Genomic DNA, 26,846 nt, shown 5'->3' on the forward strand with positions numbered 1-26,846 from the left:
GTCCGGGGCCCGCGCTCCAGGGGACTCCGCACGGCGGTGGATTCACCCGTACGGCCGCGCCGCTCCCGCGCCCGTGTCCGTATCTGTGGGATGTGTGGCCCGATGGTCATGGCGGGAGGGTGTGGACGGCGATCGCCCTGCACACCACCCCGGGGATCCCGGAGCACATGGAGCCCGAGGTGGCGCTGGTGACGGCGGGCGTGGAGTACGACGTGCTCGGCATCGGTTACCACGACCTCACCGAGGCGGACCGCGCGGCGGTCGTGGCCCTGCACCCGCGGCCGCGGTTCAAGGAGCACATCCTGCGCGCCTTCGCCGACGGCGTGGCACCCAAGCCCGGCACGGCCTTCGGCAACGTCAAGGCCGACGTCCTCGCGCACCACGTGCCCGGTTTCGAGCGCACGGACTTCGTACGCCTGATCCTGGACTCCCCGTGGGCGGAGTAGCCGCGGACCAAGGGCCGGTGAACCAAGGGCCGGTGAACCGAGGACCAGCGACCCGTGACCCGGCGAACCGAGGACCGGTGAAGCGAGCAACCCCGCACCCCGTCGTCATCGTCGCCTTCGACGGCGTGCAGCTGCTCGATGTCACCGGCCCCGCCGAGGTGTTCAGTACGGCCAACCTCCACGGCGCCCGCTACGAGGTCCGGATCGCCTCCCCGGACGGGACCGACGTCCGCACCTCCTCGGGCGTACGCATCGGTGCGGACGGCGGCCCCGGCAGCCTTCCGGCCCGGCCCGGGACGCTCGTCGTCCCCGGCCGGAGCGACTGGCGGCGGGCCGTCGCCGATCCCGCCCTGACGGGCCTGGTCGCCGAGCTCGTGCGCCGTTCGCGCCGGGTCACCTCGGTGTGCGCCGGGGCCTTCGTACTGGCGGAGACCGGGGTGCTCGACGGGCGGCGGGCGGTCACGCACTGGCGGCTCGCGGCGCAGCTCGCGGCGGCGTACCCGCTGGTGCGGGTGGAGGCGGATCCGGTGTTCGTCCAGGACGGGCACGTGGTCACCTCGGCCGGGGTGACCTCGGGCATCGACCTGGCGCTGTCGCTGGTCGAGGAGGACCACGGGCCCGCCGTGGCCCGGGAGGTCGCGCGGGAGCTGGTGGTCTTCATGGCCAGGCCCGGCGGCCAGTCCCAGTACAGCGCCCGCCTGACCCCGCGCGAGGCCAAGCACCCGGTCCTGCGCACCGTCATGGACGTCATCGGGGCCGACCCCCGGCTCACGCTGGACGAGGTCACCCGGGACGCCGGGGTCAGCGGCCGCCGCCTGGCCCGGCTGTTCCGCTCGGAGACCGGGATGACGCCGGGCAGTACCTGGAATCCGTCCGTCTCGAAGCCGCCCAGGCCCTCCTGGAGGCCGGGGACGACCCGGTGGACACCGTGGCCGCGCAGTCGGGCTTCGGCTCCGCCGAGACGATGCGCCGCGTGTTCCAGCACACCCTGAACCTCGCCCCGACCGCCTACCGCGCCCGCTTCCGCAGCACCCGTACGTCCCCGCCGTCCGGGTCGCCGATCAGCACGAACACGTTCAATCGATGCGGGCCGTCCGCTCCCCTTCCCATCTGACGAGCCGTCAGCTTCAATCGGTGCTGTGATGGGACACGCAGGGATGGCGGCCACCGTCGTCCGATACCTCAGATCAGTCGGCTCCCTCCCCTCCGCCGCGGCGGAGCCCGGGGCCGAGCCCGTCGAAGCACTGCCCCGCCCCGATCTGCGGGCCGTCGGCGAGGACGAGCGCGCGCCCGTCAGCCCGGCCGAGTTCCGCACCGTACTGGGTAACTTCGCCAGCGGGGTCACGATCATCACCTCCCCGCCCGGCGAGGACGAGGACGGCCCGGCCGGCTTCGCCTGCCAGTCCTTCGCCTCGCTCTCCCTCGACCCGCCGCTGGTCACCTTCATGGTCGCCCGTACGTCGACCACCTGGCCCCGCATCGCGCGCACCGGGGTGTTCTGCGTGAACATCCTCGGCGCCGAACAGGGCGAGCTGTGCCGGGCCTTCGCCGTCAGCGGCGCCGACAAGTTCGCCGGCGTCGCCCACACCCCGTCCCCCGCCACGGGATCGCCGCAGCTCGACGCGGTGCCCGCCTGGATCGACTGCCGGATCCACGCCGTGCACACCGGCGGGGACCACCTCATCGTGGTGGGCAAGGTCGAGGCCATGGGCGCGGCCGGCGAGGGCGAACCCCTCCTCTTCCACAAGGGCCGCTTCGGCCGCTTCACCGGCTGACGGGTCCCCCCTCGCCTGCCGCCATCCTGCGGATCTCGAACGGGTGGGGCCATGAGAAACGCGTACGAGCCGGGTCGCAGTCGGTGGACCCGCGCCACGGGTCGACTCGTTTCGCCCGGGGCGCGGCCGGACTGGCGGCGCTCACCCCGTGGCCGGCCCTGCGCCAGGTGCGCAGGGCCGGCCACGAGTTCAGCGACCCGGGCGACCTGAGCGACCCGAGCGACCCGAGCAAGTCGAACGAGCCGAACGAGCCGAGCAAGTCAGCCGGGCTCAGAACGTGAGGACCCCCCGGGCCACCCGCCCGTGGTGGGCGTCGTCCACGGCCTTGTCGAAGTCCTCGACCGGGTAGACCTCCGTCACCAGCTCGTCGAGCAGCAGCTTGCCCTGCCGATAGAGCTCCGCGTAGAGCGCGATGTCCCGCTGCGGGCGCGAGGACCCGTACCGGCAGCCCATGATGGTCTTGTCCAGGTACATGGACGAGACCTGGAACGAGGCCTCCTCCTTGAAGCCGGGCACGCCGAGCAGGACAGCCTGTCCGTGCCGGTCCAGCAGGTCGATCGCCTGGCGGATCAGCTTGACGTTGCCCACGCACTCGAAGGCGTGGTCCGCGCCCGTGGGCAGGATCTCCTTCACCGCCGCCGAGGAGTCGGCGACCGCCGAGGCGTCGATGAAGTGCGTGGCGCCGAACTGCCGGGCCACCGCCTCCTTCGCCGGGTTCGCGTCGATCGCCACGATGGTGGTGGCGCCCGCGATCCGCGCGCCCTGGAGCACGTTCAGCCCGATGCCGCCGGTTCCGATGACGACCACCGTCTCGCCGCGGTCCACCTTGGCCCGGTTCAGTACGGCGCCCACGCCCGTCAGGACCCCGCAGCCGATCAGCGCGGCCGAGGTCAGCGGGATGTCCTTGGGGATCTTCACCGCCTGCACGGCCTTGACGATCGTCCGCTCCGCGAAGGCCGAGTTGGACGCGAACTGGAAGAGCGGCTTGCCGCCCCGCGAGAACGGCTGCCCCGGCATCCCGATCGCCTTGCGGCACATCGTCGGCCTGCCGCGGTCGCAGTCGGCACACGCCCCGCAGTTGGCCAGCGTGGACAGCGAGACGTGGTCACCGGGCACCACGTGCGTGACCCCGGACCCGACCGCCTCCACCACGCCCGCGCCCTCGTGCCCGAGCACCACCGGCGGCGGGAACGGGATCGTCCCGTCGATCACCGACAGATCGCTGTGGCACAGACCGGCCGCCGCTATCGCGACCAGCACCTCCCCCGGTCCCGGGTCCCGGATCTCCAGATCGTCGACCACCTGGGCCTGCTTGCCGTCGAATACGACGCCTCTCACCTGGACTCCTTAGGCAGGCCGAGCACGCGCTCGGCGATGATGTTGCGCTGGATCTCGTCCGAGCCGCCGTAGATGGTGTCGGCACGGGTGAACAGGAACAGCCGCTGCTCCTCGTCGAGTCCGAGTTCGTACGGGGTCCCCCGCGACCAGTGCCCCGGCCCGGCCGTGGCCACCGCGCCCCGGACCTCCACCGCCAGCTCCCCGAGCCGCCGGTGCCAGCCGCCCCACAGCAGTTTGGCCACGCTGGGCGCGCCGGGGTCGCCCCCCGAGCCGCCTGCGCCGCCCGCCCCGCCCGCGGCCCCCAGCGTCCGCAGCGCGTTCCACCGCATCGTGCGCAGCTCGGCCCACTGCCGTACGAGGCGTTCGCGCAGGACCGGGTCGCCCGCGCCCGCGTCCACGTACGCCCGGACCACCCGCTCCAGTTCGGCCGCGAAGCCGATCTGCTGGACGAGCGTGGAGACCCCGCGCTCCAGCGCGAGCAGTCCCATGGCCACGGACCAGCCGTTGCCCTCCCCGCCCACGATCTCGGCGGCGACGGCCCCGTCGAAGAAGACCTCGTTGAACTCGGAGGTCCCCGACATCTGCCGGATCGGCCGGACCTCGACCTTGCCCGGCTGGTCCATGCGGACCAGGAGGAAGGACAGCCCGCGGTGCCGGACCGACCCGGCCTCCGTGCGCGCCAGGACGAAGCACCAGTCGGCGTCCTGGGCCAGCGAGGTCCAGATCTTCTGCCCGGTGACCCGGTGGAGACCGGCGCCACCTCGACCGGTCTCCCGTACCGCCGTCGTACGGATTCCCGCGAGGTCGGAGCCGGCGCCCGGTTCGGAGTACCCCTGGCACCACAGCTCCTCGCCGCGGGCGATGCCGGGGAGGTGGCGGGCCCGCTGCTCCGGGGAGCCGTAGGCGATCAGCGTCGGCGCGAGGAGGTTCTCGCCGATGTGGCCGACCCGGGCCGGGGCGCGCGCGGCCGCGTACTCCTCGGCCCACACCACCTGCCCGGTGAGGGAGAGGCGCCGGTTGCCGTAGGCGTCGCCTTCCCCCGTCTCCCAGCCCTGGCCGATCCACCCGGCGCGCCCCAACTCGCGCTCCCAGGAACGCCGGACCTCGACCCCCTCGTGCTCACTGCCCGGCCCGCCGAGGCCGATGGCCTCCTCGTACGGGCCCACGAGGTGCTCCGCCAGCCACGCCCGGGCGTGGCCGCGCAGCGCCTCGTCCTCCTCGTCGAAGCGGAAGTCCATGGTCGGTGCCCCCCTCGGTTCCTGTCCGGCCGCCGCGGCCGGTCCCTCGCGACTTCGCGTACGGCCGGGGCCTACGCGTTCGGGCGGTCCTTGGCGGCCGCCGCCTTGGCCATGGCTTCGAGCTGGGCGAGCATCGGCATCGGGTCGGTGCCTACGGTCCCGGGCAGGAAGTCGGCGATCTTCTCGGGGGTCCAGGAGCCCTCGGCGTAGCCGGCGCGCAGTTCGCGGGGCTGGGCCCAGACGGCGATCTTCGGGCCGGCGATCGTGTAGACCTGCCCGGTGATCTTCTCGCCGCCGACGGCCACGGCCTTGTCGGAGAGCAGGTAGGTCACGAGCGCCGCGACGTCCTCGGGCTCGCCGATCTCCTTGAGCTCCATCGGGACGTTGGCCGACATCCGGGTCCGTGCGACGGGCGCGACGGCGTTGGAGGTGACCCCGTACTTGGCCAGTCCCAGCGCGGCCGACCGTACGAGCGAGATGATCCCGCCCTTGGCCGCGCTGTAGTTGGCCTGCGCCACCGAGCCCTGGTGGTTGCCGCTGGTGAAGCCGATCAGCGTGCCGGTGCCCTGGCGGCGCATGACGGCGGAGGCGGCTCGGAAGACGGTGAACGTGCCCTTGAGGTGGGTGGCGACCACGGGGTCCCACTCCTCCTCGGACATGTTGAACAGCATCCGCTCGCGCAGGATGCCGGCGACGCACACGACTCCGTCGATGCGTCCGTACTGGGCGAGCGCGGTGTCGACTATGCGCTGGCCGCCCGCCATGGTCGAGATGTCGTCGGCGACGGCCACGGCCTCGCCGCCCGCGGCGATGATCTCCTTCACCACCGCTTCGGCGATCTCGCTGGTGGGCTCGTTGCCCTCCATCCCCACGCCGTAGTCGTTGACGACGACCTTGGCACCCTCGGCGGCCGCGGCGAGTGCCACGGCCCGTCCGATGCCCCGGCCGGCGCCTGTGACGGCGACGACTTTGCCTGCCAAGAAGTTCCCCACGTCCGGCCCCTTCCCGCGTTTTCTGACGGTCCGTTAGATTCTATGGGCACCTCGATGCGCCAGCACAAGCCCCAGTTCGCCACCACCGCTCATTTCCCCCTCAAGGAGCTGATGAGATCCATGGCCATGCCCGCCGAGTTCCACGACATCGCCAAGCGCGTCAACAACTGGGGCCGGTGGGGCGCCGACGACGAGATCGGCACCCTCAACCTGATCACCGACGAGGTGGTCCGCGCGGCCGCGGCCGAGATCCGCACCGGGCGCCGCATCCCCCTGGCGCTCCCCCTCAAGGAGGACGGGGTGCAGTCCGGCATGATCCCCGGCCGGATCAACCCGCTGCACACGATGGTGCAGATCAACCAGGAGCTCTTCGGCCCGGGCACGGTGGCGTGCAGCGACGACGCGGTGACCTTCGGCCTCCAGGCCGGCACCCACTGGGACGCGCTCACCCACGTCTCGCACTCGGGGAAGATCTACAACGGCCGCCCGGCCGGCACCATCACGGCGCACGGCCGCGCCGAGTTCAGCGGCATCGACAAGGCCGGGCACATCGTCTCGCGCGGCGTCCTGCTGGACGTGGCCCGCGCCAAGGGCCTGGACCGCCTCCCCGGCGGCCACGCGGTCACCCCGGAGGACCTCGAACAGGCGGAGGAGTTCGCCGGGGTCACCGTCCGCGCGGGCGACATCGTCCTGGTCCGCACCGGCCAGGTGCAGGTCTACCTGGCGGGCGACAAGCACGCCTACGGCTACCCGTCGCCCGGCCTGTCCGTCCGCACGCCCGAGTGGTTCCACGCCCGGGACGTGGCGGCCGTCGCGAACGACACCCTGACCTTCGAGATCTTCCCGCCGGAGATAGACAACCTGTGGCTGCCGGTGCACGCGCTGGACCTGGTCGAGATGGGCATGCACCAGGGTCAGAACTGGAACCTCGAAAAGTTGTCCACAGCCTGTGCGGAAGAATCCCGCTACTCCTTCCTCCTCTCGGCCATGCCGGAACCCTTCGTCGGCGCGGTAGGCACCCCGGTGGCCCCGATCGCCATCCTCTGAGCGAGGCCGGGACCGGGGCGTGACCTGCACACACGCCCTACGGACACACGGGTGCCCCGCTCCCCACGGCTCAGGGGCGGGGCGTCTGCATACGGGTTGCCAAAGGGCCATGAGGCCGGTCCCATGCGGCCCGTTCGGCGAGGAGGAGCGCGAGGGGGCCGCCTTGGAGGAGAAAGCGGCCTTCGGTGGCCGCGTTGATGGCGTCGGCCATCGGCCACCACGTGAGCTTGAAGTCGGCTTCGGAGGGCTCCAGCTCCTGCGGACCAAGGGCCAGTCCTTCGGCAAGGTACAGGTGAACGCGGGCGGGGGCGCTAAGGGTGATGGCAAACGCGCCGAGCGGACGCCAGAGGGTGGCGGTGACCCCAGCCTCTTCGCGCAGCTCACGGCGGGCGCACGTCTCCGGGTCTTCGCCGGGCTCCATGCGTCCGCCGGGCAGGAACAGGAAGTCGCCGCCGTGGCGGGGGAAGCGGGAGGTGAGCAGCGCGACCAGACCGGTCTCGTCGCGGGCCACCACCACAGCGGCGGAGCGCGTTTCTTCGGGGTGTGCGTCCATGATTTGAGCGTAATGAGCCGCTAGATGTACATGGCGGCAAACGGCACATTCATCACCGTCGGGTGGGCGATGCCGCGTCCGTGGTAGCCGTCCTCACCGAAGGCGTCGCCATGGTCGGAGCAGATGATGACGAGCCAGCGCTTCGCACGGGTGAGGCCGGCCATCAGGCGGCCGAGGTGCTGGTCCGCGTAGGCGAGGGCCGCGCTCTGCGAGGCCCAGCTGTCGGCACTGTCACCGAGGTAGTGACCGTGGGGGACGTGGGTGGCGGAGACGTTGACGAACAGGAAGAGCGGCCGGTCCTCGTACTTCCGGGCGAGGCTGAGGGCTTCATCGACCTGGTGGCGGGTGGAGTCGGGTTCGGGAGAGCAGAATTCCGGGCGCCAGTGGTCCTCGTCGAACAGGTCCGGGAGGACTGAGCCCAGCGGGGTCTCACGGGAGAAGTAGGTCACACCGCCGACGCACACGGTGCGGTATCCGTGCTGGACGAGCCCGGTGAGAAGGTTCGGCGCGTCGAACACGAACGTGCGGGGGTCGACTTCCTTGAACGCGGGCGGACGGCACTCCCACAGACGCGGGGGCTGCTCGGGCTGCGGGAGCTTGGGCAGGAACCCCGAGAAGAACGCCATGTGCGCGGGGAGGGTGAAGGTGCCGGGGGTACGGCGTTCCTCCCACATGCCGCCGGGTAGGAGCCTGGCGAGCTGCGGGGTCCTTCCGGCGTGAGTGGTGGATCGGGCGACGTCGTACCGGAGGGAGTCGAGCGTGACGAAGAGGATGTCGGTGCCCGAGTCGATGACGTTGGCGACGTTGATCACCGGGCCCCCACCTCGTAGCGCTGGACGCGCCCCTTGGATCCGGCGTTGACCGGGATCGGGACGCGGTCCTCGGCGATCATGCGGCGGATGAGGTGGAGGCCGGTGCGCTCGGTCAGGGGCACTCCGTCTTGGTCGAAGAGGGTGAGGGTGGCGGTCCCGTTCCTGGTGGCGGCGTACATGCCGGGGACGCGGCCCCGCTCCTTCATCGCGGCCAGGAGGTCCTCCCGGTCGGCCACACCCCGGTCGATGACCAGACAGGCGTAGTGCTGGGCGTTGATGGCGCCCAGGCACATGCGGTCGAAGAATTCGGCGGTGGCCGACTGCCCGTCGTAGGCGACCACGAGCGCGTCCAAGCGGGCGGTGACGACGTAGCCGGCGGCCATCCACCAGGCGACACCGCTATGGATCTCATGGGGGAAGCGGCCGGTGGCACCACCGTCGCGGATGACCGCGTCTGTGTCGATGGGACTAAGCACGCCGGTTCTCCAGGCGGGCGGTGATGACGTCGGCAAGGTCATCGGGAGTGAGACCGTCGGTGTCCAGGACGATCGCGGCGGGATCGTTCGCGGCGACCGTCTCGAAGTTCGTCATGAGCTGCTTCAGGCGGCCCGGGACTCCGAACAGGTCGGTGTCGTCCTGCTTCGTGTCGTCCTTGACGGCCATCCGTTCGCGCAAGGTGACCTCGGAGCACCGCAGGTAGAAGGTGCGCGTGGGCACCACCAGGTAGGTGAAGAACGGGGCCAGGAGGCGGTCCACGTCCGTCGTGTCAACGCCGTGAACGGCTGCCTGGCAGGCGGTCACCGAGGGTGCGTAGCGGTCGGCGATGACGGGGCCGAGAACCAGAGCGCGGCGGACGCGGTCGGAGACGTGCAGGAGTCCGGAGAGGTAGAACGCCAGATTGGGCAGCGGGCTCATGCCGTGGGCTTCGTCCGACCAGCCGGAGTGAGGTGGGGCGAGGGTGTGCAGGCTGGTGCCGTTGATGCGGCGGGCGAGCAGTGCCGCCAGGGTGGACTTCCCGATTCCGGATACGCCTTCGACGACGAAGAACGGGTGGTCGTGGTGCCCGTAGTACGGGACGGGCTGGAAGGCGGAAGGCAGAACCTCGATGCCGTTCACAAGACTCCCTCAGTAAACGCCGTGACGTGTCCGGCAAGGGCCTCGGCGAGGCGGGCAGGGTCGTCCAAGAGGTGCTTGATGTCCAAGCGGAGGTCGTCGCGCAGGAGGCATGGCTGTAGGCCTCCGGCGTGGTCGGCACGCAGGGCCCAGAAGCCTTCGACGCACTTCGGGCGGACGGGGCACGTGCCGCACTGGCCGACGTGGTGGCGGCCGAGGTTGCGGTGGATGACGTCGATCTCCACCCCGTCCACGCGGAAGATGCGGCGGCCCTGCCCGACTCCGGCGATCTCGGTCCGCTCGTCGCTGGTCAAGGTCCGCAGGTGGCGGATGATGTCGTCGGCGGGGACGGCGGATGCGGCACGGTCCTCGTTGAAGTCGGTGCCCACCAGTTCGATGAACTGGACGGGCATGCGCCGGTCGAGGGCGAAGGCGAGGATGTCGCGGATTTCGTGCGCGTTCTCCTTCTGGAGAAGACAGTTCAGCTCGACGTTGTCGAAGATCTCGCGGGCCGCCTCGACGCCGTCCAGGACGCAGTCGATGCCGATGCGGGTGCCGGCGATTGCCTTGAACGACTCGTCGGAGAAGTAGTGCAGCGACACCTTCACGGTATCGAGTGGCACCTTCGACAACCAGGCCTGATGGATGCGGACCCGGGTGCCGTTGGTGATCAGCGTGTACGAGCCGTCGGGGCCGCTCGGCCGCAGTCCGGTCAGGACGTCACGGGCGAGATGTGAGGTCAGCGGTTCACCGCCAGTGAAGAACACGCGCTTCAGCCCGGCACCGATCGCCGCGTTGATGACGGTCAGGAACTCGTCGGCCCCGTAGTGGCCGGTACGCGGCTGCCGGGTCCGGTCGCGGCGGGTGAGAGGCGGGGGGACGTCGGCCTCGTTGTGGCAGAACCAGCAGGCCACGTTGCACCGGGGCGTGATGGAAACGCGGAACTGCCCTCGCAGAGCGGCGAAGTTGTGCAGTGCGGTCCAGTCGGTACCGGCGACGGGCGGGATGGTTGAGAGCATGTCGTGTGTGCCTCTCGTTAGGTTCGAGTGCGGCAAGAGCGCAGCAGTCGGTGCCTCAAGCCCATCCAGGGGGAGGCTGTGGTGGATCAGCGGGGTGCACCAGCGAGGGCGAGCGTGACGAGCAGGGCGCCGACAAGTCCGACGTAGACCAGGACGGCCAGCCGCTGAGGCCACCCGCATGACTGGCTCACCGGTCAGGTTGCCGGTCGCCGTCGGCCAGTCCCTCCAGGAACCTCTCCCACCCCTCTTCGGCGACCTCCCGCAGGCGCGGGCTCAAGCTGCCGTATGCGGGCTGGTCCTGGAGCTGACGGGCCGGCGGATGCCGGCGGGGCAGGTCGGTCATGGCGTACTCCTCGGACTGGAGGGAGCAGTAGGGGGCCGGGATGGCGGCGATCAGCTGCCCCGGGATACGGCGTCAACATCCCTCCCCTGTACGAGGCCTGGCTGATTCCGCGTCATGAACCTACGGTCGCGCTGAGTGCGGTAGGACTGACTGTGGGTACGGGTTACGTCAGGGGCCGCACCGGGGAGCACTTGATGGCTGCAAGACCAACCACCGGCACAATCGCGGGCTTTGTGCTGCGCACGGCGCGGGAGTCGGTCCCGCTTACGCAGGTGGCTATGGCTGAGGCCCTCGGAGTAGACCTGGCCACGGTGCAGGGCTGGGAGTCGGGCCGACGTCCGGTCGCGCACATGAAGGCGGTGGATCTTCTCGGTCTGCGCCGGCGGTTGGCCGGTCTCGGTGCAGACGCCGCGATCATCGCCCTGTTCGATGCCGCGATGGACGCGGACCGGATCATCGGCGCCACCCTCACCGGTGCCGAAGGGTCGCACCCACTGGCCGAGTGGGTCCACACCCGGAACACCGCCCACATGCTCGCCTGGGCCCTCACCGGGACCCGGCCACCATCCCTTGTCGGGTTTCCCACCCCGCGCCAAAGGGGGCCGGCACCAGCGTCCCCGCTCCTGCCCGCACAGGACCGCGCGATCTTCTTCGAGCAGCTGCGGACCACGGCGGAAACAGCGCCCCGGAACGACGCTCAGGGTGTGCTCCTGCACCGGCAGGCGCTGTATCTGACCTCGTACGATAAGAGCTCGGAAGCTGTGGCGTGGACGGCGCAGGCCCTGCACGCCCGGCGCGGTCTGCTCGCCCGGCGGGGGTGGACACCGCAGTGGGCGGAGGCACGCTCGACGGCTACTGCCCTCGCACGGCTCGGCGACCCCGTACCGCTACTTGATTTCATCGAGCGGGCGATTGTCGACGACGACGCAGGCGAGGCCGCGAACCTGAATTACTGGGCGTATTGGTTGGGCGGGACCCCGCTGCCGCAGTCCGACGACCGGTTCATGCGGGACCGGCAGCTGACCGGATGGGACCCCGTCACACTGCTGCGCGGGCTGACCAACGGCCTGCACCACGCCCCCGGGTACGTCGACCTGTACGCCCACACCATGTGGGCCCTGCTAACGGCCCACCCATGGCTCCCGCAGGCGTCGGGCCTGCTCGTCCGGGACCTGGCGGAGCGTACCGAGCACCTGCTGGACGGCGGCGGTATCTCCGAAAGGTCCCGCCGCGAACTCACCGGCGTGCATTACGTTCTTCGTGATCGAACCTGACAGACCGGAGGTCACCACATGGCAGACGAGACGGCGAACGCGCAGGGAACGGCTGGGTTCCTCTTCGAGATGGGCGTGCTCAAGAACGCGAAGCGAACCGGCTGGTGGTTCACCGGGAACAACAACCCTGAGAGCATCGCCGAGCATTCGTTCCGCGTGGGAATCGTCGGTGCCGTGCTGGCCATGATGGAGGGAGTGGACCCCGCCAAGGTCGCCCTGATGTGTCTCTTCCACGACACACAGGAGACCCGGATCGGGGACATCCCGCATATCGGCCGCCGCTACATCGACGCGGCCACGAACGAGACCGTCACGGCCGACCAGGTCTCCGCCGCACACCCGGCGGTCAAGGCCGGGGTGCAGCGGGTGGTGGGCGAGTACGAGAGCGGCGGCACCCCCGAGGCGATCGTGGCGAAGGACGCGGACAAGCTGGAGTGTCTGGTGCAGGCGGTGGAGTACCGGGCCCAGGGCTACGCCCTCGTACAGGACTGGATCGACACCTCCTTGAGCAGCCTCAAGACGGCGTCGGCGCAGGCGCTCGCGGAGGCCGCGCTGACCATGTCGCCGTTGGAATGGCGAAAGACCTTCCTGGGGCAGTAGTCAGGCACTGGGGCTACGTCCGCCGGCCTACGCCATGCGTTCCCGCATGGGCTCCTCCACGACCCGGCATCCTCTGGGCGTTCCCGTCCGCCGGTGGCGCGCGGATGACGTCCGGGACCGTGAAAGGCGGCGGTCCCGGACCTGCGTACAGGTCCGGGACCGGCGTCCTTCACGCCCTACGGTCAGCCCTTGGCGCAGATCACGTCGTACGGGCGGCCCACCGCCATGGTGAGCCGCATCGGCTCGGTGGTGCCGGAGGGGCACTCGGCCTTCGTCTTGACCAGGCCGAGCACCTTGTACGCGCCCGAGCCGCCCGAGGCGCACGGGACTTCCCGCGCCTGGTCGGTCACGCAGTCGCCCTGCACCAGCTGGCCGCCGCCGGCGCCCGCGTCACCGGGGTGGTCGCCGGACAGGTTGCGGCCGCAGACGGTGTTGGTGGGGATGCCGCCCGACTTCGCGGAGCCGTAGGAGATGCTCACCTGGATCATCAGGTCGGTGCCGGGCGGGCACTGGATCGCGCCGGGAAGGATGCTGGCGTCCTTGATGTCGATCGCCTTGAAGGTGGCCCCGGAGGCCGAGCACTTGCGCGGCCGGTAGCCGTCCGGCGGGTTGTCCGGGTCGGGGCCGCCACAGTCGCCCACCGCCCACGTGCTCGACGTGTCGGAGGAGGACTCCGGGTTCCCGGGATCCTTGGACGCCTCGGCGGAGGCCGAGGGCGAGGCGGAGGCCTGGGCCTTGGCGTCGCTCCCGTCGCCGTCCTTGCCGAGCCACTGGGAGGCTCCGTAGAGGCCTGCGGCGACCAGCACGAGGACAACGACGACGAGGAAGCCGGGGAATCCGCTCCCGCGGCGCCTCGGGGCGGGCGGAGGCGTCACCTCGTACGGGTTTGCCATGTGCTCCTCCTGTGGTGAGGGTGGATCTTCGGGTCTCCATGACGCGTCGGGAACAGAGACACGTCATGGACACCTCATAGTTCCACGCGGAGCGCGAGCGCCCCGCCAGGGGCCCGTACGCCAACTCTCAGCGGCAGGGCGGTGGTTCGACCGCCAAGGGGCGGAAGGTGACCGCGAGGTCCGGGGCGCTGCGGACGAATCGGGCCTCGACCGCCGAGACGAGCACCATCGTGCCCGCCGTGTACGCGTTCATCCTGAGGGCCGGATCCAGGGCCTCCTCGGGCACTTCCGGCTCGGCGCGCCACCAGCGGCCGTCGAACTTCGTGTACCGGATCCCGCAGTGCACGTACAGGTCGTGCGCGTACGGGACCCCGGGCGCCGGGTCGGTCCGAACGGCCGGCTCCGTCGCCGCGGGCAGCTCGCTCGGCGGTCCCGCGGTCGCGGCCGGCGGAGCCGGCATCCGGGACCCGTCGTCCGACGACCACGGCGGGGCGAGGACGGCCAGTACCGCTGCGGCGGCCACCAGTCCGGCCGCGGCCGCCCTGCGGCGCCCGCGGATCCGGGCGGCCGCCCGGACGGCGGCCTGCGGCGTGGGCGCCGCGAGCGGCACCGGCGGCCGGTCCGCCAGCGCGTGCAGGGCGCGGCGCAGCTCTTCTTCGGGGTACCCGTTCATCGCGCCTCCGCCTCCGTCGTGTTCGTGCCCGTACGGGTACTCGTGCTCGCGCTCGCGCTCGTGCCGATGCCGTCGCCCGGCCAGAGGTCGGGGTGGGACCGCAGACGGGTCAGCGCCCGCGCGGTCAGGCTGGTCACCGTGCCGTTCGGGCAGCCCAGGATTTCCGCCGTCTGCTCGACGGTCAGGTCGTGGTAGTAGCGCAGCACCAAGACGGCCCGCTGGCGCCGCGGCAGGCCGAGCAGGGCGCGTTCGAGCAGGTCCGAGGCGGCGACCGCCTCGGCGGTGGGCTCCGCGGAGCCGGAGCCGGAGCCGCCTGCGGCATCGGGCAGGGCCGCGTGGGGCAGCTCGTGGTGCCAGCGCCTGCGGCGCCAGGTGCAGTACGTGGTCACCATGACCTTGTGCGCGTAGCCGACCGGCGCGTCGTACCGGCCCGCGCGGGCCCAGCGGTCGTACACCTTGGCCAGGGTCACCTGCACCAGGTCCTGCCCCAGATGCCAGTCGCCCGTCAGCAGCCGCGCGGTGCGGAGCAACGGGAGTCCCTGCATCGCGACGAACTCCGCAAAGGTTTCCTCGGATGGATCCACCCGGCAACACCCCCTCATCCTCAAGACGACCCGGGGGTGCCATCGCATTGCACCGCTGGGGCACCGACTCCAGGGCCGCGCTATCGGCGGACGGAGTCCGGCGCAGCGGCGCGAAGCCGGGGAGGCCCGCCAGGGCCGAGCCGCGCGAGCGGCGCGTCAAGAACGAGGGGTTCTGCGGGTGGCGGCGGCGCGCATGCACGCCCCGAGCGCGGCACGGCGGCCGCCACCCCACGACCCGCACTCGTCAAGGCAGGACTGACCCTTGGCGTCCCCTCGCGACGAATCGTTCAACACAAGAGTGATCACCAGTTGACGAACCGTCAACACCTCGTTAGAGGTACACGTGCGGTTCCCGGATCGTGCCGTGGGTTTCCGGCCTGCCCGAAGCGGCCCCCGCGCCCTTCTCGGCGCGGTCGATCTCGCACCAGATCCGCTTCCCGGCGCCCTCGCGCTGCCAGCCCCAGCGGTCCGCCAGCCCGTCGACCAGCTCCAGTCCGCGGCCGCCCGTATCGTCGCCGGCGGCCTGCCGCGGGGACGGCGCCCGGTCGCTCGCGTCCGCGACCTCCACGCGCACCCCCGGCTCCCCGAAGAGCATGCGCAGCACGGCCGGACAGCCGGTGTGCACGACGGCGTTGGTGACCAGCTCGGAGATCAGCAGGATCAGCGTCTCGGCGAGCGGCTCGTCATCCCCTATGCCGCAGCCCGCGAGCCGGGAGCGGGCCCATCGGCGGGCCCGGCCGACCTCGGCGGGGTCCGCTCCTACCTCCAGCTGAACCTGAAGCACCTGCACCGCTCACACCATCCGAACCGGCGGACACTTCGCCTCGCGACAGGACGGGGTCACCGAGTGTGACCCCCTTGCGGAGCAGCATGGTTGACATACAGTCACCACAACAAGCGCTTCGGGCATATTCCAGCGTGAAGGAGTAGGCGTGGTGCATACTGTGCGGCGCTCGCGCCGCTCAACCGCTCGCATTCCCGGGAGCGTACCGGAGCGGCCCCCCGCCTCCGGGCCGCAATGAGTCGGGCGAAGGACACAAACCGATATCAACTCTACGTAATCGGACATGCGTCCCGCGCCGTCCCTCCCGCACCCCTCCCGCACCCCTCCGTCACAGCGAGCGAGCACACGCCCGGCCTACTGCACCACCGTCTGCTGCACCACCTCCTACTCCGCCGCCGCCAGCAGCTCCGCCGCCAGCACCTCCTCCGCCTGCGCCGCCGTCCGCCACTGCTCCGCCCGCACCCACGCCCGCTTCAAGTGCAGGTGTACGTCCGCCTCCCAGGTGAAGCCCATCCCGCCGTGCACCTGCAGGCAGTCCCGGGCATTGCGCACGGCGGCCTCGTCGGCCAGCAGCTTGGCCCCGGCCACCTCCGCCGGATCGGCCGTCACGGCGGCCGCGTAGACCGCCGTACGGGCCACCTCCGCCCGCACCAGCATCTGTGCGCACAGATGCTTGACCGCCTGGAACGCCCCGATCGGCTGCCCGAACTGCTCGCGCTCCTTCGCGTACCGCACCGCCAGTTCCACCGTGCGCAGCGCGCTGCCGAGCTGCAGCGCCGCCGTCAGCAGCGCCCCCGCGTCCCGGTGCGCGCCGGCCGGCACCGGTTCCCCCGGCAGCAGCACCCGCGCCAGCGGGGTCAGCGGGTCCGCGGAGCGCACCGGGTCCCCCGCACGGACCTCGACCGGCTCCCCGTCCGCGCCGAGCACCGCGTCCGCCTCGCCGAGGTGGGCCACCAGCGGGCCCTGGAGGTCGAAGGCCGTCACCACCGCCTCGCCCTCCGCGGCCCCCGCGACCAGCCCGGCGGCCAGGTGGGTGGCGACCAGCGGTCCCGGCAGCAGCGTCCGCCCTGCCTCCTCGAAGACGAGCACGGCCTCGGGCAGCCCGAGCCCGACCCCGCCCTGGTCCTCGGGGAGCCGCAGCGAGAAGAACCCGGCCTCGCCGAGCTCCCGCCACAGCTCCCGGTCCACGGACCGGCCGGTGGCGGCCGCCCGGTCGACCGAGGCCCGCAGCTCCTCGCGTCCGTACCGGCCCGCCAGGAGGTCCCGTACGCCTGCCCGCAGGTCCCGCTGGTCCTGCGTCGGCTGGAAGTCCACGGAACGCTCACCTGCCCTTCGGAAGGCCGAGGATCCGCTCGGCCACGATGTTCTGCTGGATCTGCGAGGTGCCCGCCGCGATCGTGTACGAGAGCGAGGAGAGCCGGTCCAGGGTCCACTCCTCGTCCAGCGAGAGGGCCTCGGCCCCCAGCACCTCGGCGGCCGTGTCGTACAGCTCCTGGCGCGCGTGCGAGTACGCCAGCTTGAAGACGCTGCCGCCGATGCCCGGGACCCCGCCCGAGCGCTCGGACTCGCTGACGTTCCACTGGGTGAGCCGCCACAGGGCGCCGAACTCCCCGTACAGCCGGCCCAGCCTGCGCCGCAGCACCGGGTCGTCCCAGCGGCCGTTCGCCTTCGCGGTGCGCGCCAGCTCACCCAGGGTGCGCCGGCAGGCGACGACCTCGCCGACGAAGGCGGTGCCGCGCTCGAAGGACAGGGTCACCATCGTGACCCGCCAGCCGTCGTTCTCGGCGCCGACCCGGTTGGCGACCGGTACCCGTACCTCGTCGAGGAACATCTCCGCGAACTCCGTGGACCCGGCCAGCGTGCGCAGCGGCCGGATCGTCACCCCGCGGGCGTCCATCGGCATGGCCAGCCAGGAGATCCCCCGGTGCTTGGGGGCGTCCCCATCGGTCCGCACGAGCAGCTCGCACCAGTCGGCGACCTCCGCGTGCGAGGTCCATATCTTCGAGCCGGTGATTACGTACTCGTCGCCGTCGCGGACGGCGCGGGTGCGCAGCGAGGCCAGGTCGGAGCCGGCGTCCGGCTCGCTGAAGCCCTGGCACCACACCTCGTCGCCGCGCAGGACGGGCGGCAGCCAGCGCGCGCGCTGCTCTGCGGTGCCCTCGGCGGCGATGGTCGGGCCGGCGTGCAGCAGACCGACGAAGTTCGCGCCGACGTACGGGGCTCCCGCGCGCTCGGTCTCCTCCAGGAAGATCAGGTGCTGCGTGGGGGTGGCCCCGCGGCCGCCGGCGTCCACCGGCCAGTGCAGTCCGGCGTACCCGGCGTCGTACAGCCTGCGCTGCCACCCCGCGTCGTAGGCGCGGCGGCCCGGCCAGTCGTCGGGCGAGGGCTTGGGAGGCAGCCCGGGGAGCTCCTTGGCGAGCCAGGCCCGTAGCCGGGCCCGGAACTCCTGCTCCTCCTCCGTGTAGGTGAGGTCCACTGCGCCTACCGCCCCGTCCGCCGGTCCTTGTCGAAGTCGAGACCGAGCATGCGGATGGCATTTCCGCGCATGAGCTTGTAGACGGTCTCCTCGTCGAGGCCCTTGACGTGGTCGAGGGCGACCTCCTTGGTGTGCGGGAAGGTCGAGTCCACGTGCGGGTAGTCGGTTTCGAAGGTGGCGTTGTCGCGGCCGACGACGTCCAGCGAGGCGATTCCGTGCTTGTCGCGGAAGAAGCAGCAGAACATCTGCCGGTAGTAGTACGTGGACGGCGGCTCGGGGATCAGGTCCTTGACCCCGCCCCAGGCGCGGTGCTCCTGCCACACGTCGTCGGCGCGTTCCAGGGCGTACGGGATCCAGCCCATCTGGCCTTCGCTGTACGCCAGTTTCAGCGTCGGGAACTTGACCAGCACCCCGCTGAACAGGAAGTCCATCATCGAGGCCATGGCGTTGTTGAAGCTGAGCGCGGCCTGGACGGCGGGCGGGGCGTCGGGGGAGGCGGCGGGCATCTGGGAGCTGGACCCGATGTGCATGTTGACGACGGTGCCGGTCTCCTGGCAGACGGCGAAGAAGGGGTCCCAGTAGCCGGAGTGGATGGACGGCAGGCCGAGGTGGGTGGGGATCTCGGAGAAGGTCACGGCGCGCACCCCGCGCGCGGCGTTGCGGCGGATCTCGGCGACGGCCAGGTCGATGTCCCAGAGCGGGATGATGCAGAGCGGGATGAGCCGGCCCCCAGTGTCCCCGCACCATTCCTCGACCATCCAGTCGTTGTAGGCGCGCACGCAGGCCAGGGCGACTTCCTTGTCCTTCGCCTCGGCGAAGGTCTGCCCGCAGAAGCGCGGGAAGGTCGGGAAGCACAGGGAGGCCTCGACGTGGTTGAGGTCCATGTCGAGGAGGCGCGCCTTGGGGTCCCAGCAGCCGCGCCGCATCTCCTCGCGGGTGATGCCCTCCAGGGTCATGTCGTCCCGGTCGAAGCCGACGGCGGCGATGTTGCGCTTGTACGGGAACTTCAGGTCCTCGTAGATCCACCAGTCGGTGGGCGGGCCGTCGGGGTCCATGGTGATCACGTACTTGCCGCCGGTGTAGGCGAGCTCGCCGATGCCGGCGGTGAGCGCCTTGGGCCCGCGGTCGCGGTACTTGGCGGGCAGCCAGACGTCGAAGAGGTGGGCCGGTTCGATGACGTGGTCGTCGACGCTGATGATCCGAGGCAGTTCCATGGTGTCCCCTCGCTGAATCCGATGCGAACCTGATGCGAATCTGATGGAGCGTCAGAAATCTGGAACCAAGCTAACCCCCCACCCCTGGACCGACAAGCGTCCGCGCCCTACGCTCTGCCCTTGATCTGACTATCCGTCAGGTCATGTCGGCCAGGGGAGGTCGGTCCGGGATGACGGACAGCACCGCAGTCGAACTCAGCCGGTCCCGCACGCTCTGGGACCTGATCACCCGCCGGGCCGCCATGACCCCCGACGCCCCCGTGCTCATCGAAGCCGCCGAGGACCCCACCCACGACCGGCGGCTGACCTTCGCGGAGCTGCGCGACCGCTCCGAGCAGGTCGCGGCCGGCCTCTACGGCATGGGCGTGCGCCCCGGCACGGTGGTCGCCTGGCAGCTCCCCACCCGCATCGAGACCGTGCTGCTCTCGATGGCCCTCGCCCGGATCGGCGCCGTCCAGACGCCCGTCATCCCCTTCTACCGGGACCGCGAGGTCGGCTTCGCCCTGCGCGAGTCGAAGGCGGAGTTCTTCGCCGTCCCCGGCGTCTGGCGCGGCTTCGACCACACGGCGATGGCGCACCGCCTCGGCGCGCACGGCGTCTTCGAGGCGTACGAGTCCCTCCCCACCGGCGACCCGGCGGTGCTCCCCCCGCCCCCCGAGGAGGGGGTCGCGATCCGGTGGATCTACTGGACCTCGGGCACCACCTCCGACCCCAAGGGCGTCCTGCACACGGACCGCTCCCTCATCGCGGGCGGCTCCTGCCTCGCCCACGCCCTGCACCTGTCACCGGACGACGTCGGCTCGATGGCCTTCCCGTTCGCCCACATCGCAGGCCCCGACTACACGGTGATGCTGCTGCTCTACGGCTTCCCGGCGGTCCTGTTCGAGAAGTTCGCGATGCCCGACGCCCTGGACGGCTACCGCCGCCACGGGGTCACGGTCGCCGGCGGCTCCACGGCCTTCTACTCGATGTTCCTCACCGAGCAGCGCAAGGACCCGGGCACCCAACTCATCCCCACCCTCCGCCTCCTCGCGGGCGGCGGCGCCCCCAAGCCCCCGGAGATCTACCACGCGGTCGTCCGCGAGCTGGGCTGCCAGCTCACGCACGGCTACGGCATGACCGAGGTCCCCATGATCACGATGGGCGCCCCGGACGACACCCCGGAGAACCTCGCCACCACGGAAGGCCGGCCCCCGCAGGGCATGTCCATCCGCATCACCACCCCGGAAGGCACGCTCCTCCCGCCGGACACCGACGGCGAGGTCCGGCTGCGCGGGGAGGCGGTCTGCCAGGGGTACCTCGGGGGCGAGCGGAACGACGTGAACGCGGCGGTCTTCGACTCCGACGGCTACCTGATCACCGGCGACCTCGGCCACCTCACGAAGGACGGCTACCTGGTCCTGACGGGTCGCAGCAAGGACGTCATCATCCGCAAGGGCGAGAACATCTCGGCGAAGGAGATCGAGGACCTCCTCCACCTGCTCCCCGGCGTGGCCGACGTCGCCGTCATAGGCCTGCCGGACCCGGAGCGCGGCGAACGCGTCTGCGCGGTCGTCGAACAGCCCCCGGGCGCGGCCCCCCTGACCCTGGACGAGGTGACCTCGCACCTGCGCACGGAGGGCCTCTCCACCCACAAGCTCCCGGAACAACTGGAACTGGTCGAGGCCCTGCCCCGCAACGACGCCCTGCGCAAGGTCCTCAAGTACAAACTGCGCGAACGCTTCGCGTAGCGGGCACGGCGGCGCCCACGGGCACGGCGGGGCTCCGGCCCCGCCACCCCGCTCCCGCCCGGCCAGGGCTTACGCGTCCGGCGCCGCCACCCCGCAGTAGCCGGCGAAGGCCGCCAGGATCTCGTCCTCGGTGATGTGGCCGTCGCCGTCCGCGTCCAGCGCCGCCGCGACCGGACCCGCCAGCTCCTCCGGGGTGCCCAGCACGCGCAGGACGCGCGCCGTCGCCGCCGGGGTCGCGCCGCGGGCGACGTCGTCGGCGGGGGTCGCCGCCGCGATCACCGCCCGCAGGAACGGCCGCGCGATCTCCGCGAACCGGTGCGGGTTGTCCCGCAGCCGCTTCGCCGCGCCCGTGACGAACTCCTCGCGGGACACCCGCTGGTCCCCGTCCACGTCCGCGATGCCGGCCATGCCCTGCCAGAAGGCCTCCGCGCCCGCGAACACGGCCTGACCCTTGTCGGACCGGGCCGCCACGGCGAATTCGGCCAGGACCGCCTTGGCCGCCGTACTGAAGTCCTCCCGGTCGATGTACCCGGACCCGTCCTGGTCGAAGGTGGCGAATCGGGCGGCGATCTTGCGCTCGTATTCTGCGCTGTCCATGTTCGGCGTTCCGCCTTCACGTGTGCAGTGGGGTCAGTTCAAGACAGGACAGGAGCGTAAGGCCTACGTGGCCTGCGCGTTAAGCGAAGCGGGCAAGCAGGTGGCCGCATCGAACCAGCGCACGAGGAGCGCGACGGGGCGCGTACGCCTGTACCCATGTGCCGGGCCGCACCACCCCGTTCACGCCGAGCGACGTCTCTATCACGCAGGGCGCACTTCCGAGGCGAGGTTCTGGCAAAACGGGCGCGAACCGCTGCATGCCCACTACATTCGAGTGGTCGACACACGGCTGCGAAACCGGGAAGCCGGCTGGGGGCACGATGCCGAAGGACGCACCACCGCGCTGGGACCGGCGCATGCAACAACGCCTGGCCCGCGGCGAGGCCGCCGCACTCGGCGAGCTGTACGACCGCTTCGCCTCACTCGTGCACAGCCTCGCCCACCGGGTCCTGGGCGACGAGAAGGCCGCCGACCGGGTCACCCGCGAGGTCTTCGGCTACATCTGGGAGAACCCGGACGCCTACGACCCCAAACAGGGCTCCATGCGCTCCTGGGTCGCCCGCATCACCCAGGGGCAGGCCGTGGCCCGCCTGCGCCAGGCCGAACTGGGCAACGGCTCCCGCGAGGAACTGGAACAGAAGGTGCGCACCGCCAACGCGGCGGCCCGCGCCGACTTCATCGTCACCTCCATGCCCGCACCCCTGCGGGCCGCGCTCGAACTCGCCTACTTCAAGCGCCGCGACTACCGGCAGGCCGCCGCCGACCTGCAGATCAGCGAGGACGAGGCCCGGCGCCGGCTGCGCCTTGGCCTGCAACTCCTCTCCACGGCCAACGCCGTCCCGCGCGACGACACGGTCCCGCCCGGGTACGGCCCCTCCGGATTTGGAACGAACCGATGACGATGCCGCCGAACCCCTTCGGCGAAGACGACGGCGAAGAGTACGAGCGACCCCCGAACCCCGGCGGCCCGGCGCGCATACCGGGCCCGCGCGGAGCGGCCGACGACCTCGACCTCACGGGGCCGGGGTACTCGCGCTCCGCGGACGCGACGGATCACACGGATCACACCGACGCCGCGCCCGAGGCCCCGGACCCCGACGATCCGGACGACCTCGACGCCCTCGACGCCCTCGACGCCCTCGACGCCCTCGACGAATCGGAATACCCGGAGTACACGGAGATCACCGGTCACCCCGCCGTACCGGCGCCCGCCCAGCCCGACCCGGAGCCCGGCCCCGAGCCCGTCCCGGTCGCGCCGCCGCCCACCCATGCCGTACTGAAGTCCCTGCTCGGCGCATGGGCCCTGGCGGCCTGCTCAGCGGAGGAGACCCAGGCCGTCGAGGACCACCTCACCGAGTGCGCGCCCTGCGCCGAGGAGGCGCTGCGGCTGCGCGACGCCGTCGGGCTGCTGCACCCGGAGGAGAGCCTCGACCTCAAGCCGCTGCTGCGCTCGCGCGTGCTCGAGGACTGCCTCGGCAAGCGCCCGGCCCGCATCCCGGTCCCGGTGTGGGCGAGCCCGTACGACACCGAGACGGCCCGGCTGGACGCGCTGCTGCGGGACTTCGGGGACTCCGAGTGGCACACCCCGGTCCGGCTGAAGTGGTTCGAGGAGGAGCGCCGCCAGACGCGCCGGACCACGGTGGCCGGGGTCATCGGGCACCTGCTGGCGGTGGACGGGCTCGTGGCGGCCGCGCTGGGCCTGGACGACCCCCTGGGCCGGGAGGCGCCCCCGGGCACCCCGGCCGAGCGCACCGAACGGTTCTGGGAGGACTCCCCGTACCCGACCACGCGCCGGGTCCGCGAGCCGTGGCGGGAGCAGGGCCACACCCTGGTCCGCACGGTGTCCTTCGCGGGCCGCGGCGTGGCCGAACTGGACGTGGAGTACGGCGCCTTCGCCCTGCCCCTCGGGGACGCCTTCCTGGAGCGGGCCTTCGAGTGCTGGGTCCACGCCGTGGACATCGCGGAGGCGGTGGACTACCCGTACGAGCCGCCGTCCGCGCCCCACCTGAACCGGATGATCGACCTGGCGGCCCGGCTCCTGCCGGCTGCCCTGGCCGGGCGCCGGCGGGCGGGGCTGGCGGCGCCGCCGCGCGGGCTGGTCGCGGCGGGGGCGCCGGGCCGGACCCTGCACCTGGAGATCGAGGGTGCGGGAGGCGGCGGCTGGGACATCGCCCTGGACTCGCCCGCGGCGAAGCCCTCACCGGAGCACACGGTGGCCCGGATCGCCCTGGACGGCGCCGAATTCTGCCAGCTCGCCGCGGGCCACATCTCCCCGGAGGAGGCCGCGGTCGGCCAGAACGGCGACCGCGAGGCCATCCGCGACGTCCTCTTCGCGGCCGCCTCGCTGAGCCGGATGTAGGGCGCCCGGCTACCGGGCGCCCGCCCTGCCGACCGGGCCCTGCCGACCGGGCCCTGCCGACGGTTACGTGAAGACGACCGTCCGGGTCCCGTTCAGCAGGACCCGGTGCTCGCTGTGCCACTTCACGGCCCGTGCCAGCGCCTGGCACTCCACGTCCCGCCCGATCGCCACCAGCTGGTCCGGGGTGACCTCGTGCCCCACCCGCTCGACCTCCTGCTCGATGATCGGGCCCTCGTCCAGGTCCGCCGTCACGTAGTGCGCGGTCGCACCGATCAGCTTCACGCCCCGCGCGTGCGCCTGGTGGTACGGCTTCGCGCCCTTGAAGCTCGGCAGGAACGAGTGGTGGATGTTGATGATCCGCCCGCTCAGCTCCTTGCACAGGGTGTCCGACAGCACCTGCATGTACCGCGCGAGGACCACGAGGTCGACCTGCTCGGCCCGCACCAGTTCCAGCAGCCGCGCCTCCGCCGCCGCCTTCGTGTCCTTCGTCACCGGGATGTGCACGAACGGGACCCCGTAGGAGCCGACCAGTTCCTCGAAGTCGGTGTGGTTCGACACCACCGCCGCGATCTCCACCGGCAGCGCACCGATCCGGTGGCGGAAGAGCAGGTCGTTGAGGCAGTGCCCGAACTTCGACACCATCAGCACGATCCGCATGCGCTCGTCGGAGCGGTGGATCTGCCAGTCCATCCGGAAGGAGTCGCCGATCGCGGCGAAGCTGGCCCGCAGCTTCTCCACGGTCACCGGAGCGTCGGCCGCGAAGTGGACCCGCATGAAGAAGAGACCGGTGTCGCGGTCGCCGAACTGCTGACTGTCCTCGATGTTGCACCCGGTCATGAACAGGTAGCTGGACACGGCGTGCACGATGCCCTGCTTGTCCGGGCATGAGAGGGTCAGTACGTACTGCTGCGGGGCCTGGGGCTGCGGGTCGTCGCTCATGACCCCACAGCCTTCCACATCACACCGCGCGCGTGAGGATCCTCAGGACGTCCAGTGAGCGCGGCCGCGCGTCCGGGTCGTCCCCGTCCGCCGTCGCCAGCCGTACGTGGGCCTCGCGCGCGGCCCGTACCGCCTCCGGCCAGGCGTGGTGCTCCAGGTAACCGGAGACCGGGGCGTCGGGGCCTATCTGGTGCATGATCCGCAGCACGCGCAGCACGGCGAGGTCCACCAGGGCCGCCTCCTGCGAGTCGCGGAAGATCGTGCCGACGTACTTCTCCGCGGACCAGCTGTCGAGCCAGGTGTCCTCGACGAGCCGGTACACGGCGTCGGTGACGTCCCCGTACCCCTCGGCGCCGGCCAGCCAGGTGTCCTCTTGGAACGCGGGGTCGGAAAGCATGTGCAGCGCCGAGCGCACGTTGCTGCGCCAGCGCCACCACGGCATGTCGTTGAGGGGCATGCCGCCCATGGTGGAGGAGCGGCCGCCGCGGCGGGAAGAGTTCTTCGAACCTTGGGCGAATGTCACGCTTTCGATCGTACGTTCCCGTGCGGGGCGATCTTGAGGCGCCCGGGCCCGGAAGCCCTGGACCGCCCGGCGCTCACTCAGCGTGTGGGTGACACCCGTAATTCACCTCGACGTCACCCGATGTTGTGCACACCTCACACCTCAGTTACCCCTGACGGGGAATGGTGCATGCACATGACCAACCGGCGATGCGCAGCAGCACTCTCCCGCACCCTTCTGGCCCGGACCACGGCCATGGCGATGGGCGCGTGTCTCGTCGTCGGCTGCGGGGTGCTCCCCGGGGGCTCGGGGGGCCCCGGGGGCGCCGACACCCTCACCGTCATGACCTTCGCCCCGCAGGACTCCACAGCGACCAACATGCCGGGCATGCCGGGCATGGCCAAGGCCTACGAGCGCTGGGTCAATTCCAAGGGCGGCATCAACGGCCGCAAGCTCCGCGTCCTGACCTGCAACGAGCGCAACACGGCCACCGGCGCCGCCGACTGCGCCCGCAAGGCGGTCGCCGAGAAGGCCGTCGCCGTCATCGGCTCCTACAGCCAGCACGGGCGCGCCTTCCTGGCCCCGCTGGAAGCCGAGGGCATCCCCTTCATCGGCGGGTACGGGGTCTCCTCCGTGGAGTTCCAGTCCCCGCTCTCCTTCCCCGTCAACGGCGGCCAGCCCGTCCTCATGGCCGGAGCCGGCCACCAGCTGGGGCGCACCTGCGCCAAGGTCGCCCTGGTCCGCCCCGACACCCTCGCGGGCGATTCCATGCCCATCCAGCTCAACGCCGGCCTCAAGGCCAACCAGATGCCCGAGGCCAGCGACATCCGGGCCGCCGAAGACTCCGCGGAATTCTCCGTCCAGGCCAACGAGGCCCTGGCGGCCTCCTCCGGGACCTCCGGGAAGGGCGGCGCCTCGGCGAAGGACGGGAAGGGCGGAAAGGACGGGAAGGAGAAGGGCTGCGTGGCCGCCGTCCTGGGCGCCCGCACCGAGACCTTCTTCGACGCCTTCCGCCGCGCCGACTCCGACAACCGCAAGCCGCAGGTCTCCTCGGTGCTGGGCTCGGTCAGCCAGGCCCTGGTCGACCGCACCGGCGGCAAGGAGAGCCCCTTCGAGGGCGCGTTCGTCACGAGCTGGTACCCGGTCTCCGCCGATCCCCTGTGGACGCAGATGCGCAACGTGATCTCCGACCACGCCTTCGGCGACAACGCCGTGGACCCCGACGACAGCGGCGCCCAGACCACCTGGATCGCGTACACGGTGTTCAGCGAGATCGTGAAGCGGTTCAAGGAGGACGAGGACATCACCGGACGCGTCCTCACGCGCAAGCTGAACCAGTCCGACCCCGTCAAGACCGGCGGCCTGACCCCCGACCTCAGCTGGCGCTACCAGGACATGCGCGCCGTCGCCGGCTTCCCCCGCATGGTCAACGGCCGGGTCACCTTCCAGGTCGTCCAGCAGGGCCGCCTGGTCGCCCAGCCGGGCGGCGAGTCGTCCATGGACATGACCAAGACCCTGGAACAGGCCCCCCGTTCGAGCTAGGTC

General features: G+C 71.4%; 30 protein-coding genes and 1 pseudogene. 12 read left to right on the top strand and 19 right to left on the bottom strand.

Going from position 1 to position 26,846, the window contains the following annotated elements:
• Positions 1–113 precede the first annotated feature (113 nt).
• The 5 genes and pseudogenes from OG247_RS18940 to OG247_RS18960 form a co-directional block, all read left to right on the top strand.
• Positions 114–446, top strand: a pseudogene (locus OG247_RS18940) (diguanylate cyclase); the annotation flags it as partial.
• Between the two features lie 77 nt (positions 447–523).
• The gene (locus tag OG247_RS18945; RefSeq protein ID WP_327253368.1) at positions 524–1,438 is read left to right on the top strand and encodes a GlxA family transcriptional regulator; all 915 of its coding nucleotides are present in this window, start codon (positions 524–526) and stop codon (positions 1,436–1,438) included.
• Positions 1,345–1,560, top strand: a complete 216-nt coding sequence (locus OG247_RS18950; RefSeq protein ID WP_327257535.1) for an AraC family transcriptional regulator — start codon at positions 1,345–1,347, stop codon at positions 1,558–1,560. Before OG247_RS18945 ends, OG247_RS18950 begins: the two co-directional genes overlap by 94 nt.
• Positions 1,561–1,603: 43 nt before the next feature.
• Positions 1,604–2,221 carry a flavin reductase family protein gene (locus OG247_RS18955; RefSeq protein ID WP_327257536.1) on the top strand — a complete coding sequence of 206 codons (618 nt, stop codon included), beginning with the start codon at positions 1,604–1,606 and terminating at the stop codon, positions 2,219–2,221.
• A gap of 83 nt (positions 2,222–2,304) precedes the next feature.
• Positions 2,305–2,502 carry a hypothetical protein gene (locus tag OG247_RS18960; RefSeq protein WP_327253369.1) on the top strand — a complete coding sequence of 66 codons (198 nt, stop codon included), beginning with the start codon at positions 2,305–2,307 and terminating at the stop codon, positions 2,500–2,502.
• Here the strand turns inward: OG247_RS18960 and OG247_RS18965 are convergent.
• From OG247_RS18965 to OG247_RS18975, 3 genes are all read right to left on the bottom strand, one after another.
• Positions 2,492–3,559 (bottom strand): Zn-dependent alcohol dehydrogenase, encoded by a 1,068-nt coding sequence (locus OG247_RS18965; RefSeq protein ID WP_327253370.1) that lies wholly within the window; start codon positions 3,557–3,559, stop codon positions 2,492–2,494. The genes OG247_RS18960 and OG247_RS18965 overlap by 11 nt on opposite strands.
• Complete coding sequence (locus tag OG247_RS18970; protein ID WP_327253371.1) at positions 3,556–4,797, bottom strand: acyl-CoA dehydrogenase family protein; 1,242 nt, start codon at positions 4,795–4,797, stop codon at positions 3,556–3,558. The genes OG247_RS18965 and OG247_RS18970 overlap by 4 nt, the downstream gene beginning before the upstream one ends.
• Positions 4,798–4,868: 71 nt before the next feature.
• On the bottom strand, positions 4,869–5,789 hold the full coding sequence (locus OG247_RS18975; protein ID WP_327253372.1) for an SDR family oxidoreductase: 921 nt from the start codon (positions 5,787–5,789) through the stop codon (positions 4,869–4,871).
• 120 nt (positions 5,790–5,909) lie between these two features.
• Here OG247_RS18975 and OG247_RS18980 point away from each other — a divergent pair, with 120 nt between their 5' ends.
• The gene (locus tag OG247_RS18980) at positions 5,910–6,836 is read left to right on the top strand and encodes a cyclase family protein (RefSeq protein ID WP_327257537.1); all 927 of its coding nucleotides are present in this window, start codon (positions 5,910–5,912) and stop codon (positions 6,834–6,836) included.
• A 70-nt stretch (positions 6,837–6,906) separates the two neighbouring features.
• Here OG247_RS18980 and OG247_RS18985 read toward each other — a convergent pair whose 3' ends face one another.
• From OG247_RS18985 to OG247_RS19010, 6 genes are all read right to left on the bottom strand, one after another.
• Positions 6,907–7,389, bottom strand: coding sequence for an NUDIX hydrolase (locus OG247_RS18985; RefSeq protein WP_327253373.1), 483 nt, complete (start codon positions 7,387–7,389; stop codon positions 6,907–6,909).
• Positions 7,390–7,409: 20 nt separating this feature from the next.
• Positions 7,410–8,201: an STM4013/SEN3800 family hydrolase gene (locus OG247_RS18990; protein WP_327253374.1), complete on the bottom strand. Its 792-nt coding sequence runs from the start codon at positions 8,199–8,201 to the stop codon at positions 7,410–7,412.
• Positions 8,198–8,677 carry a hypothetical protein gene (locus OG247_RS18995; RefSeq protein WP_327253375.1) on the bottom strand — a complete coding sequence of 160 codons (480 nt, stop codon included), beginning with the start codon at positions 8,675–8,677 and terminating at the stop codon, positions 8,198–8,200. Before OG247_RS18995 ends, OG247_RS18990 begins: the two co-directional genes overlap by 4 nt.
• A complete protein-coding gene (locus OG247_RS19000) occupies positions 8,670–9,317 on the bottom strand; it encodes a dTMP kinase (RefSeq protein WP_327253376.1) in 648 nt (215 codons plus the stop codon). The genes OG247_RS18995 and OG247_RS19000 overlap by 8 nt, the downstream gene beginning before the upstream one ends.
• Positions 9,314–10,333: a radical SAM protein gene (locus tag OG247_RS19005; RefSeq protein ID WP_327253377.1), complete on the bottom strand. Its 1,020-nt coding sequence runs from the start codon at positions 10,331–10,333 to the stop codon at positions 9,314–9,316. Before OG247_RS19005 ends, OG247_RS19000 begins: the two co-directional genes overlap by 4 nt.
• Before the next feature lie 187 nt (positions 10,334–10,520).
• Positions 10,521–10,676 carry a hypothetical protein gene (locus tag OG247_RS19010; protein ID WP_327253378.1) on the bottom strand — a complete coding sequence of 52 codons (156 nt, stop codon included), beginning with the start codon at positions 10,674–10,676 and terminating at the stop codon, positions 10,521–10,523.
• A 278-nt stretch (positions 10,677–10,954) separates the two neighbouring features.
• Between OG247_RS19010 and OG247_RS19015 the strand changes: the two genes are divergently transcribed.
• Together OG247_RS19015 and OG247_RS19020 are read left to right on the top strand one after the other, a co-directional pair.
• Positions 10,955–11,950, top strand: a complete 996-nt coding sequence (locus OG247_RS19015; protein WP_327253379.1) for an XRE family transcriptional regulator — start codon at positions 10,955–10,957, stop codon at positions 11,948–11,950.
• A gap of 18 nt (positions 11,951–11,968) precedes the next feature.
• Entirely contained in the window at positions 11,969–12,550 is a 582-nt protein-coding gene (locus OG247_RS19020; RefSeq protein WP_327253380.1) for an HD domain-containing protein, read from the top strand.
• Positions 12,551–12,732: 182 nt separating this feature from the next.
• Here the strand turns inward: OG247_RS19020 and OG247_RS19025 are convergent, their stop codons facing one another.
• From OG247_RS19025 to OG247_RS19055, 7 genes are all read right to left on the bottom strand, one after another.
• Entirely contained in the window at positions 12,733–13,443 is a 711-nt protein-coding gene (locus OG247_RS19025; protein ID WP_327253381.1) for a hypothetical protein, read from the bottom strand.
• Positions 13,444–13,570: 127 nt separating this feature from the next.
• Positions 13,571–14,116 (bottom strand): hypothetical protein, encoded by a 546-nt coding sequence (locus tag OG247_RS19030; protein WP_327253382.1) that lies wholly within the window; start codon positions 14,114–14,116, stop codon positions 13,571–13,573.
• The gene (locus OG247_RS19035; protein WP_327253383.1) at positions 14,113–14,700 is read right to left on the bottom strand and encodes a SigE family RNA polymerase sigma factor; all 588 of its coding nucleotides are present in this window, start codon (positions 14,698–14,700) and stop codon (positions 14,113–14,115) included. Before OG247_RS19035 ends, OG247_RS19030 begins: the two co-directional genes overlap by 4 nt.
• A 331-nt stretch (positions 14,701–15,031) precedes the next feature.
• Positions 15,032–15,490 carry an ATP-binding protein gene (locus OG247_RS19040; RefSeq protein ID WP_327253384.1) on the bottom strand — a complete coding sequence of 153 codons (459 nt, stop codon included), beginning with the start codon at positions 15,488–15,490 and terminating at the stop codon, positions 15,032–15,034.
• 378 nt (positions 15,491–15,868) lie between these two features.
• Positions 15,869–16,798 (bottom strand): acyl-CoA dehydrogenase family protein, encoded by a 930-nt coding sequence (locus OG247_RS19045; protein ID WP_327253385.1) that lies wholly within the window; start codon positions 16,796–16,798, stop codon positions 15,869–15,871.
• A gap of 7 nt (positions 16,799–16,805) precedes the next feature.
• The gene (locus OG247_RS19050) at positions 16,806–17,960 is read right to left on the bottom strand and encodes an acyl-CoA dehydrogenase (RefSeq protein ID WP_327253386.1); all 1,155 of its coding nucleotides are present in this window, start codon (positions 17,958–17,960) and stop codon (positions 16,806–16,808) included.
• Between the two features lie 5 nt (positions 17,961–17,965).
• Positions 17,966–19,174, bottom strand: coding sequence for an amidohydrolase family protein (locus tag OG247_RS19055; protein ID WP_327253387.1), 1,209 nt, complete (start codon positions 19,172–19,174; stop codon positions 17,966–17,968).
• A 170-nt stretch (positions 19,175–19,344) separates the two neighbouring features.
• On the opposite strand from OG247_RS19055, the gene OG247_RS19060 reads away from it, so the two are divergent.
• On the top strand, positions 19,345–20,904 hold the full coding sequence (locus OG247_RS19060; protein ID WP_327253388.1) for a class I adenylate-forming enzyme family protein: 1,560 nt from the start codon (positions 19,345–19,347) through the stop codon (positions 20,902–20,904).
• 69 nt (positions 20,905–20,973) lie between these two features.
• Here the strand turns inward: OG247_RS19060 and OG247_RS19065 are convergent, their stop codons facing one another.
• The gene (locus tag OG247_RS19065) at positions 20,974–21,501 is read right to left on the bottom strand and encodes an EF-hand domain-containing protein (RefSeq protein WP_327253389.1); all 528 of its coding nucleotides are present in this window, start codon (positions 21,499–21,501) and stop codon (positions 20,974–20,976) included.
• A 320-nt stretch (positions 21,502–21,821) separates the two neighbouring features.
• Here OG247_RS19065 and OG247_RS19070 point away from each other — a divergent pair, with 320 nt between their 5' ends.
• Both OG247_RS19070 and OG247_RS19075 read left to right on the top strand, forming a co-directional pair.
• Entirely contained in the window at positions 21,822–22,400 is a 579-nt protein-coding gene (locus OG247_RS19070) for a sigma-70 family RNA polymerase sigma factor (protein WP_327253390.1), read from the top strand.
• Positions 22,397–23,860 carry a maleylpyruvate isomerase N-terminal domain-containing protein gene (locus OG247_RS19075; RefSeq protein ID WP_327253391.1) on the top strand — a complete coding sequence of 488 codons (1,464 nt, stop codon included), beginning with the start codon at positions 22,397–22,399 and terminating at the stop codon, positions 23,858–23,860. Before OG247_RS19070 ends, OG247_RS19075 begins: the two co-directional genes overlap by 4 nt.
• A 63-nt stretch (positions 23,861–23,923) precedes the next feature.
• Here the strand turns inward: OG247_RS19075 and purU are convergent, their stop codons facing one another.
• Both purU and OG247_RS19085 read right to left on the bottom strand, forming a co-directional pair.
• Complete coding sequence (gene purU / locus OG247_RS19080) at positions 23,924–24,799, bottom strand: formyltetrahydrofolate deformylase (RefSeq protein WP_327253392.1); 876 nt, start codon at positions 24,797–24,799, stop codon at positions 23,924–23,926.
• Positions 24,800–24,818: 19 nt separating this feature from the next.
• Positions 24,819–25,265: an SCO4402 family protein gene (locus OG247_RS19085; RefSeq protein ID WP_254387724.1), complete on the bottom strand. Its 447-nt coding sequence runs from the start codon at positions 25,263–25,265 to the stop codon at positions 24,819–24,821.
• A 231-nt stretch (positions 25,266–25,496) separates the two neighbouring features.
• Here OG247_RS19085 and OG247_RS19090 point away from each other — a divergent pair, with 231 nt between their 5' ends.
• Positions 25,497–26,843, top strand: a complete 1,347-nt coding sequence (locus OG247_RS19090; protein ID WP_327253393.1) for an ABC transporter substrate-binding protein — start codon at positions 25,497–25,499, stop codon at positions 26,841–26,843.
• Positions 26,844–26,846: the final 3 nt, after the last annotated feature.

Source organism: Streptomyces sp. NBC_01244 (assembly GCF_035987325.1).
Taxonomy (GTDB): domain Bacteria; phylum Actinomycetota; class Actinomycetes; order Streptomycetales; family Streptomycetaceae; genus Streptomyces.

What these genes read in the sequence shown, in the direction of transcription:
- OG247_RS18955 (WP_327257536.1), top strand. Translation starts at nt 1,604, where the DNA reads ATGGCGGCCACCGTCGTCCGATACCTCAGATCAGTCGGCTCCCTCCCC.
- OG247_RS18970 (WP_327253371.1), bottom strand. Translation starts at nt 4,797, where the DNA reads ATGGACTTCCGCTTCGACGAGGAGGACGAGGCGCTGCGCGGCCACGCC.
- OG247_RS18980 (WP_327257537.1), top strand. Translation starts at nt 5,910, where the DNA reads ATGGCCATGCCCGCCGAGTTCCACGACATCGCCAAGCGCGTCAACAAC.
- OG247_RS18985 (WP_327253373.1), bottom strand. Translation starts at nt 7,389, where the DNA reads ATGGACGCACACCCCGAAGAAACGCGCTCCGCCGCTGTGGTGGTGGCC.
- OG247_RS19005 (WP_327253377.1), bottom strand. Translation starts at nt 10,333, where the DNA reads ATGCTCTCAACCATCCCGCCCGTCGCCGGTACCGACTGGACCGCACTG.
- OG247_RS19010 (WP_327253378.1), bottom strand. Translation starts at nt 10,676, where the DNA reads ATGACCGACCTGCCCCGCCGGCATCCGCCGGCCCGTCAGCTCCAGGAC.
- OG247_RS19015 (WP_327253379.1), top strand. Translation starts at nt 10,955, where the DNA reads ATGGCTGAGGCCCTCGGAGTAGACCTGGCCACGGTGCAGGGCTGGGAG.
- OG247_RS19020 (WP_327253380.1), top strand. Translation starts at nt 11,969, where the DNA reads ATGGCAGACGAGACGGCGAACGCGCAGGGAACGGCTGGGTTCCTCTTC.
- OG247_RS19025 (WP_327253381.1), bottom strand. Translation starts at nt 13,443, where the DNA reads ATGGCAAACCCGTACGAGGTGACGCCTCCGCCCGCCCCGAGGCGCCGC.
- OG247_RS19030 (WP_327253382.1), bottom strand. Translation starts at nt 14,116, where the DNA reads ATGAACGGGTACCCCGAAGAAGAGCTGCGCCGCGCCCTGCACGCGCTG.
- OG247_RS19055 (WP_327253387.1), bottom strand. Translation starts at nt 19,174, where the DNA reads ATGGAACTGCCTCGGATCATCAGCGTCGACGACCACGTCATCGAACCG.
- OG247_RS19060 (WP_327253388.1), top strand. Translation starts at nt 19,345, where the DNA reads ATGACGGACAGCACCGCAGTCGAACTCAGCCGGTCCCGCACGCTCTGG.
- OG247_RS19065 (WP_327253389.1), bottom strand. Translation starts at nt 21,501, where the DNA reads ATGGACAGCGCAGAATACGAGCGCAAGATCGCCGCCCGATTCGCCACC.
- OG247_RS19070 (WP_327253390.1), top strand. Translation starts at nt 21,822, where the DNA reads ATGCCGAAGGACGCACCACCGCGCTGGGACCGGCGCATGCAACAACGC.
- OG247_RS19075 (WP_327253391.1), top strand. Translation starts at nt 22,397, where the DNA reads ATGACGATGCCGCCGAACCCCTTCGGCGAAGACGACGGCGAAGAGTAC.
- purU (WP_327253392.1), bottom strand. Translation starts at nt 24,799, where the DNA reads ATGAGCGACGACCCGCAGCCCCAGGCCCCGCAGCAGTACGTACTGACC.
- OG247_RS19085 (WP_254387724.1), bottom strand. Translation starts at nt 25,265, where the DNA reads ATGGGCGGCATGCCCCTCAACGACATGCCGTGGTGGCGCTGGCGCAGC.
- OG247_RS19090 (WP_327253393.1), top strand. Translation starts at nt 25,497, where the DNA reads ATGACCAACCGGCGATGCGCAGCAGCACTCTCCCGCACCCTTCTGGCC.